The 7005-nt window shown below is 42.4% G+C and carries 7 protein-coding genes and 3 pseudogenes; 7 read left to right on the top strand and 3 right to left on the bottom strand.

The window, feature by feature from the left end:
• The first annotated feature begins 396 nt into the window (after positions 1-396).
• The 6 genes and pseudogenes from H6F92_RS12920 to H6F92_RS12945 form a co-directional block, all read left to right on the top strand.
• A complete protein-coding gene (locus H6F92_RS12920) occupies positions 397-708 on the top strand; it encodes a ferredoxin (protein ID WP_190358140.1) in 312 nt (103 codons plus the stop codon).
• A 211-nt stretch (positions 709-919) separates the two neighbouring features.
• A complete protein-coding gene (locus H6F92_RS12925; protein ID WP_190358141.1) occupies positions 920-1621 on the top strand; it encodes an MBL fold metallo-hydrolase in 702 nt (233 codons plus the stop codon).
• A 22-nt stretch (positions 1622-1643) separates the two neighbouring features.
• The gene (locus H6F92_RS12930; RefSeq protein WP_190358142.1) at positions 1644-2189 is read left to right on the top strand and encodes a rhodanese-like domain-containing protein; all 546 of its coding nucleotides are present in this window, start codon (positions 1644-1646) and stop codon (positions 2187-2189) included.
• Between the two features lie 208 nt (positions 2190-2397).
• A complete protein-coding gene (locus H6F92_RS12935) occupies positions 2398-3303 on the top strand; it encodes a sulfite exporter TauE/SafE family protein (protein WP_190358143.1) in 906 nt (301 codons plus the stop codon).
• A 79-nt stretch (positions 3304-3382) separates the two neighbouring features.
• Positions 3383-3765, top strand: a pseudogene (locus H6F92_RS12940) (IS630 family transposase); the annotation flags it as partial.
• Between the two features lie 127 nt (positions 3766-3892).
• Positions 3893-4458, top strand: a pseudogene (locus H6F92_RS12945) (transposase); the annotation flags it as partial.
• A gap of 275 nt (positions 4459-4733) precedes the next feature.
• Here the strand turns inward: H6F92_RS12945 and H6F92_RS12950 are convergent.
• Positions 4734-6020, bottom strand: a complete 1287-nt coding sequence (locus tag H6F92_RS12950; protein WP_190358144.1) for a glycosyltransferase 87 family protein — start codon at positions 6018-6020, stop codon at positions 4734-4736.
• A gap of 157 nt (positions 6021-6177) precedes the next feature.
• Between H6F92_RS12950 and H6F92_RS12955 the strand changes: the two are divergent.
• A pseudogene (locus H6F92_RS12955) lies at positions 6178-6423 on the top strand (PEP-CTERM sorting domain-containing protein); the annotation flags it as partial.
• A gap of 153 nt (positions 6424-6576) precedes the next feature.
• On the opposite strand, the gene H6F92_RS12960 reads toward H6F92_RS12955, so the two are convergent.
• Both H6F92_RS12960 and H6F92_RS26040 read right to left on the bottom strand, forming a co-directional pair.
• Positions 6577-6714, bottom strand: coding sequence for a PIN domain-containing protein (locus tag H6F92_RS12960; protein ID WP_190358145.1), 138 nt, complete (start codon positions 6712-6714; stop codon positions 6577-6579).
• Entirely contained in the window at positions 6704-6841 is a 138-nt protein-coding gene (locus H6F92_RS26040) for a hypothetical protein (protein WP_242030123.1), read from the bottom strand. The genes H6F92_RS12960 and H6F92_RS26040 overlap by 11 nt, the downstream gene beginning before the upstream one ends.
• Positions 6842-7005 lie beyond the last annotated feature (164 nt).

Here is a 7005-nt window from a genome sequence, read left to right on the forward strand (position 1 = left end):
CCTCGAATGGAAATTTTTTCTTTCTTCCAGACATCGATAATTTTTTGGCGAAAATCTACGGAATAGGGTCTCATAGGAAGCTGGTAAGTTCTATTATTTGTCTATTTGCTTTCTATTGTACCTCATAGCTCCAAGAATTGCTATATTACCTAAAGATTGATGGAATTATTTGACCATTGATCCGCAACTGTCGGGAGTTATTTACCCAAGAGATAAGTAAATATTATTTTAAGTTTATTTAAGGCTGTCATTACTAATGGTAAGTTGAGCCGGGTAAATTTTCCCGTAGTATCAAAAAGGAAGCTGATTCGACCCGTTCAGTCTAAACGGCGAGAGAAGGCATTTTGAGACTGCCGTTTTCACTAGATTGATTAAATTGATTAAGAGGAACAACCTATGGCAAAGACAACAGAGACAACCACTTATAAAGTCACCCTGAAAACACCCGATGGCGACCAGACAATTGATGTTCCCAGTGATGAATATATTCTCGATGTAGCGGAAGAAAAAGGATTAGATCTACCTTCTTCTTGCCGTGCTGGTGCTTGTTCTGCTTGCGCCGGTAAAATCGAGTCTGGTAGCGTTGATCAATCCGATCAATCCTTCTTAGATGACGATCAAATTGAAGCGGGTTATGTCCTCACCTGTGTTGCCTATCCTACTTCTGACTGTGTGATCGTCACCCACCAAGAAGAAGCTTTGTACTAATATAACTCAATATTCGGGCGTTAGACAGTCCAACAATACAACAGGAATAAAGCGGGAACTGCAAGAGCGACAGTTCTCGCTTTATTTGTATTTTTGCCTCTTGACTCGACAGTGAGATACAGCCCAAAAATTAATCCTGCTAGAGGTTTCCTGCAAATTCATAATTATATGGTAGTATAGTTAGCAAGTTATATAAAGAGAGTCAGAGATCATGCTATTCCGTCAGATGTTTGATCCCGAAACCAGCACTTATACTTATTTGATTGCCGATCCCGTCAGCAAGGAAGCGGTATTAGTGGATCCAGTGCGGGAACAGGTGGAAAGGGATGATCGGCAATTACGGGAGCTAGGATTAACGCTAAAATACTGTTTAGAAACCCATATTCACGCCGATCACGTCACAGGAACTGGAAAATTAAGGCAAATCACAGGCTGTCTGGGTATAGTTCCCGAAAATGCTCAAGTAGCCTGTGCCGATCGCCATCTGACGGATGGAGAGGAATTGTTGCTAGGAAATATCACCATCAAAGCGATCGCTACTCCCGGCCACACCGATAGTCATCTAGCCTATTTAGTCAATAACAGTCATATTTTGACAGGAGATGCCCTATTTATCCGAGGTTGTGGTCGTACCGACTTCCAAAGCGGCGATGCTGGTACTCTCTTTGATTCGGTCACGCAAAAACTTTTCACTCTCCCCGATAGCACCCTAGTTTATCCTGGCCACGACTATCGCGGTTTAACTGTCTCCACCATTGCCGAAGAAAAACAATACAATCCCCGTTTTGTCGGACGTAACCGCAGACAATTTATCGAGTTTATGAACAGTCTTAATTTACCCGATCCCAAAAAGATCATGGAGGCGGTTCCCGCTAACCAAGGCTGCGGTAATTTAGGAGTTGTTTTAACTTAAATATCCATTCAGGAGATTAACAATGACCCATACCACAAATCAAGCAAAATTACGAGAATTTGATGCCCATACTTTAAAAAACTTAATTGAGCGCCGAGAAGTTTGCTTAATTGACGTGCGAGAACCGGGGGAGTACGCCAGCGATCGCATTCCAGGAGCGAAATTAATACCACTTTCCAGTTTTAACCCTGATTCGATTACTTTTGACCCCAATCAAACCCTAGTTCTCTACTGTAATTCCGGCAGCAGATCCACTTTAGCGGCACAAAAACTGATTGCGGCAGGATTTAGCCAAGTTGCCCAGCTAAAAAACGGCTTAAATACTTGGAAAAGTGCGGGTTATGCCACCGAAAAAGACCAAAATGCCCCAATTAGCCTATTTCGTCAGGTGCAGATCGTTGCTGGTTCCCTAGTTGTCCTCGGAACAGTATTAGGAGCCTTTATCTCGCCTTGGTTCCTGATTTTAAGCGGTTTTGTCGGTTCTGGTCTAGTTTTTGCGGGGATTAGTAATACCTGTGCTTTAGCTATGCTTCTGGCTAAACTTCCCTATAATCAACCCCATCAGTAAGCAGTAATCAGTCATCAGTAATCAGTAACCAGTAAATAATGAAATATGATTTGCTGATAACTGATAACAAGAGAAGAATCTAAAACCTAAGATGTACTTAGTTTCTAGCCTTCTTTTTAGGTAGGAGAATTGTCAGATTCTTTACTTGGGGCCCGTTGCCTTCAGAAACTGATAACTGATAACTGATAACTGATAACTGATAACTGAAATGACTTGGTTAATTGGACATTTATTAGCCGTTTGTACGGGGATTAGTCTGGGATTGTTAGGAGGAGGAGGTTCTGTACTAGCATTACCGATTCTAGTCTATGTGATGGGAGTACCGACCAAATCGGCGATCGCTATGACGCTTCTAGTCATCGGTATTGTCAGTTTACTCGGCACGATTCCCCACTGGAAAAAAGGCAACATTAACTTAAAAACCGCTTTTATCTTCGGTTCTGCGACGATGGTAGGGGCTTTTTTGGGAGCAAGATTAGCCACATTACCCTTCGTGACTGCAACCTTCCAGATGCTCCTGTTTGCAACACTAATGCTCCTAGCGGCAGCCTTTATGATTAGTAGATCAGCACAGATAGATAATCCTGATTATAAAGCCCGCGATCGGCAAAAAAATCTCACCCTCTACCCGCAACCAGTCTGCCGATATTGCTGGCTCTGGTTAATGAGCGAAGGAATCGCTGTGGGTGTCCTGACGGGATTAGTTGGGGTTGGGGGAGGCTTCGCTATCGTTCCTACGCTGGTATTATTGGGTAAAATCCCCATGGTTCAAGCGATCGCCACTTCCCTGCTGATTATTTCCCTCAATTCTGTAGCCGGATTACTGGGTTATTTAGGTCATATTAGCGTCGATTGGCAGTTAACCCTATCCTTTGCTTTTGCGGCTGCCCTCGGTACTCTTATCGGTTCCTATCTGGGACAGTTTGTGTCCGCAAAACAGTTACAAAAAGGTTTTGGTTATTTTCTCTTAGCGATCGCAACTTTGGTTTTAATTCAAAATCGTCACATCCTGCACAATTTCCTGACTCCGAAAAGCAATTCTATCATCCCGGCGGAGAATACTATACTTTGCACGGTTATAACTGGCATTTTTTACTCAAAGACAATAATATAGTTTAAGAGTTATAATTAGAAGCAAAGCACTCATTGAAAACATGATTAACCGAGAATTCACAGAAGAATAAAAGAACTTACTGTATTAGGAAAGATTTCATCATCCCCATTTCTGGGTTCAACTTAAGATGGAAGTTCTTTGGTTAAAGAGTCAAAAGACACCGCACCAAAAAATTTGTCAGTTAGCAAAAATCTCGCCAAATACCTTACTAACTTATCTTCGAGATGATCAAGAAGGCGGAATAGAAAAATAAAAAAAATCAACTTATATCGCCCTAAAAGTGAATTAGAGTCTCGAAGAGAAAGGATCAAAAAATATTTAGAGAAAAATCCACCAGCCACAATAAATGAAGCTGTATATAGAAGAGAAGAATTGACAGGAATAAAACGAAGTCCTACCCAAGTGAGTAAATTCTTGAAATCCATGCTAATAAAATGTTTAAAAGTAGGTTCTCTTCCTTCTAATACCATTTTTCTTTATTCTTGGCAGGTATCTTACCCCCCCTTGCCCCCCCGACGTCGGGGGGGTTGGGGGGGGTGGGGGGTTAGGGCGATTAACCATCTCTGTCATTACTTATGAAAAATGGTATAAAGCTGACCGGGATGAACAAGAAGACTACAAAGAAAAAAAGCTAGAACCCAGACTAAATGAGGCGAAAGAAGCTCGTTTTTGTTTGGTGTTTTGAGAGACTTTTCGTTAAGTCCCCGACCAGGTGTAAACGCTTTAATGTTTGAGGAGCATTAAATGGGATAACTCATGAAGTTATTCTGGTAACATATGACACTTGATTACGGCAACTCAAGTCTGTGAACTTCTTAAAAAATACCTAGTTTAGTAATAACTATTTTCATCACTCTAGTATTAGATAATGCTTGTTATCAAAAAGGTAATTTTGTTAACAAATTGGCTCTTTCTTGGTCAATAGATTTACTCTATTTCCCGCCTTATCCGCCTAATATAAATTTAATTAAAATGCTGTGTAAATTGGTCAAAAAGAAATGTTTATATGGTAAATTTTATAAAAACTTTTCTGACTTTTCTTCAGCTATTTATGAATGTCTGAATGATGCCCATATGAAACATAAAAAAGAACTGGATTCCTTGCTCACTCTACGATTTCAGAAGTTTAATAAATCTCAGATTATGAACGTCTAAAGTATATGTCAATTCTACCGCTCCGATCGCCCCCCGCACCCCAGAAAAGCCCATCCCTTCGCCGCTCTCTTGGCAGATCGCCCTCAATCCCCAATCTAGTAATCAATAGCTAGAGAAAGCATAATGAGTCAACAGTTTAATCACTATCGGTGCGGCAGTAGAAGCCACATTAGGGAACGCACTCTACAGCGATGGTGATCGCAATTCTTATTTGGGCTTGGATTCTGCCTAACGATAAAGCTCACCTGCCGCTATGGAGCGCAGCGCAATAGCGGTCAGGTGGAGTGCCTTGTTGGGCGGAATGGGTATAGAAGCAAATCCTTGATCCATTGGGGAAAAACAATAGAGAACAGGTAACATAGAAGCCAGAAGAGTAGCCAGTTGGAGAATTCATCAAGAAACCATGGATACAAACCAGCTAAAGGCATCCAAAGGGGGATCGCTGGAGCTAATATCGCCCAAATTCGCGAGATAACCAAATACCAGATGGAAACAAACATCGCACATAGTGCTGCCCTTGCACACCATTGAATTTCCTTGCTAGATGATGTCAGCCAACAAGCCAACTGAGGAATGCAAAAAATCAAGAATACCAGTCTGTAGTCCCAATTATTGCCTAAAAGAAACGTGCCTATGTATATGCTAGACCCCACCCTGAAAGAGTCAAGGTTGATTGATCCATTATTCTCATTAGGAGTCCTCAAGATAGATGGGCGCGTACATCCCACAAATAGCAGACAAACTCCAGTAAAAGCTAATGCAATGCAAATAAAGTGCGACAAAAGCCCGAGTGACTGATTATAGCTTTCTATTCGCATCCAAGCTACGTTCATTCCATAACTTAGATCATTTGCTCTAGGTGTTGCCTTGGCAATCAGACGAAGCTCTGACCATTTAGAAAACCAATAGGAACATACTATCGCAAGTACCAGAAGAGAGTGCACTAGGCTCTGCTTCTTTCTACCCTTTAATAACAACGAGAGCCCAAAAATGGGAAACAACTTTAGAGCGGTTGCAAATACAACTATTACGTCCGCTAAAACGAGTGATTTCCTAGACAAGACAATTGATAATGCAACAAGAAAGAAAATTAACAAATCAACATTGGCGCGCTCAATTCCCAATAGCACTGCTGGAGATAGAAGGGTACCAATAACCAGAGAGGTTGTCATGTTGCTGGAATTTGGCAAGATTATGATCACGCCAGTCAAAAAGAAAAGAATGATCCCTAAGCCTAGTCCAATCGTATGTGAATCATTTACGCCCAATGAATACAGGCTTTGCCATATTCTCGGATAGTTTAGCGGTCTTCCCCATGGATCACCAGGATTGCTAACAAGCGGATCAAGACCTTGCGCTACAGAATCTGCTCCATGAGTAATCACCCGTAAATCGGCAAAGGGGGGAGACATGACGGGAATATTCCAGAACCGCCACGTTTGGCTATAGCCAAACACTACAAACATTAGAATAAGTAAAACTGCAACCCCTGAAACTGTCAGCAATGCTTTTTTCCTTGATTTCATCAGACCCTCACTAAATTGATCAATTGTTTTTCCCATGCCAGGCCTAACTATTAGTTCTACCCCTCCCTGCGGTCTAGCAACCTCCTATATCCCTGGGAGGGGGACAAGCCAGCTAGAAGGTAGATAGGGCAAGCGATATCGCTCTTTGTCCTTTGATGTAATCCTTCAACCGATAGCGGCTAATTTGCATTAGCTCTATTTTATCGCTTGTGACAACACGGCTTGCGATAATGATCTATTCGGCTTTTTCACCACTACCGACCTTGTCGGGAACGTGGCTACGGGGTTCGCTTCCGACGGTAGTTACAGTTCTGCTGTTGAACCCTTCGTCCTCGCCAATTATTCCCTGACCCCGGTTCCCGAACCAGCGACGGTTCTCGGTTTACTCTCCGTTGCCGGGGTCGGTTTATTGTGCAAAGGCCGGAAACTAGAAGGGTAATTTTGACCGACTGATCCCCCCTGCCCTCCTTATCAAGGTGGGGTTGACTCATAGTAGGGTTGATTCATAGTCGGGTTGATTCATAGTAGGGTTGATTCATGAATCAACCCTACTTATCAAGGGGGTGTCTGACAACTTTTAACACCTACCTACTTAACTAAAGGGATTAATGATCATCAATTGATTCTCGATTCGCTGACCATCGTGTAAATCTTCACTGTGGAGAATTTGACAGCCCGCTTCCAGAGCGCTGGCCAGTATTAAACTATCAAAAAAAACTTTACCGGGCATTAGCCTCGTCCCGATCGAATCTAAATCCCCGTGTATTTAAAGAAATCGCCTCGAACATCGTTTTTTCAGTTTTCTGGCTCGGTTCGGGGACGATTTCCGAGTCATCCACAACAATCACGCGTATCATCTTACCTTCCCATCGAGAAGAATATCGGGGGGGAACGCTCACTTGACCGTCATGAATAACCGTCCTAAATTCGATCGCTTCCATACATGGCTCCAATTAAACCCTATCTCTACTTTAGCTCTAGAGTTAAGGGAGCGATTAAATCCTATCAGGGGAACTGGGAT

It is taken from the genome of Microcystis wesenbergii FACHB-1317, assembly GCF_014696875.1.
Taxonomy (GTDB): Bacteria; Cyanobacteriota; Cyanobacteriia; order Cyanobacteriales; family Microcystaceae; genus Microcystis; species Microcystis wesenbergii_A.

Excerpts from the sequence above, each read along its gene's own strand:
- H6F92_RS12920 (WP_190358140.1), top strand. The coding sequence starts at position 397 with ATGGCAAAGACAACAGAGACAACCACTTATAAAGTCACCCTGAAAACA.
- H6F92_RS12925 (WP_190358141.1), top strand. The coding sequence starts at position 920 with ATGCTATTCCGTCAGATGTTTGATCCCGAAACCAGCACTTATACTTAT.
- H6F92_RS12930 (WP_190358142.1), top strand. The coding sequence starts at position 1,644 with ATGACCCATACCACAAATCAAGCAAAATTACGAGAATTTGATGCCCAT.
- H6F92_RS12935 (WP_190358143.1), top strand. The coding sequence starts at position 2,398 with ATGACTTGGTTAATTGGACATTTATTAGCCGTTTGTACGGGGATTAGT.
- H6F92_RS12950 (WP_190358144.1), bottom strand. The coding sequence starts at position 6,020 with ATGGGAAAAACAATTGATCAATTTAGTGAGGGTCTGATGAAATCAAGG.
- H6F92_RS12960 (WP_190358145.1), bottom strand. The coding sequence starts at position 6,714 with ATGCCCGGTAAAGTTTTTTTTGATAGTTTAATACTGGCCAGCGCTCTG.
- H6F92_RS26040 (WP_242030123.1), bottom strand. The coding sequence starts at position 6,841 with ATGATACGCGTGATTGTTGTGGATGACTCGGAAATCGTCCCCGAACCG.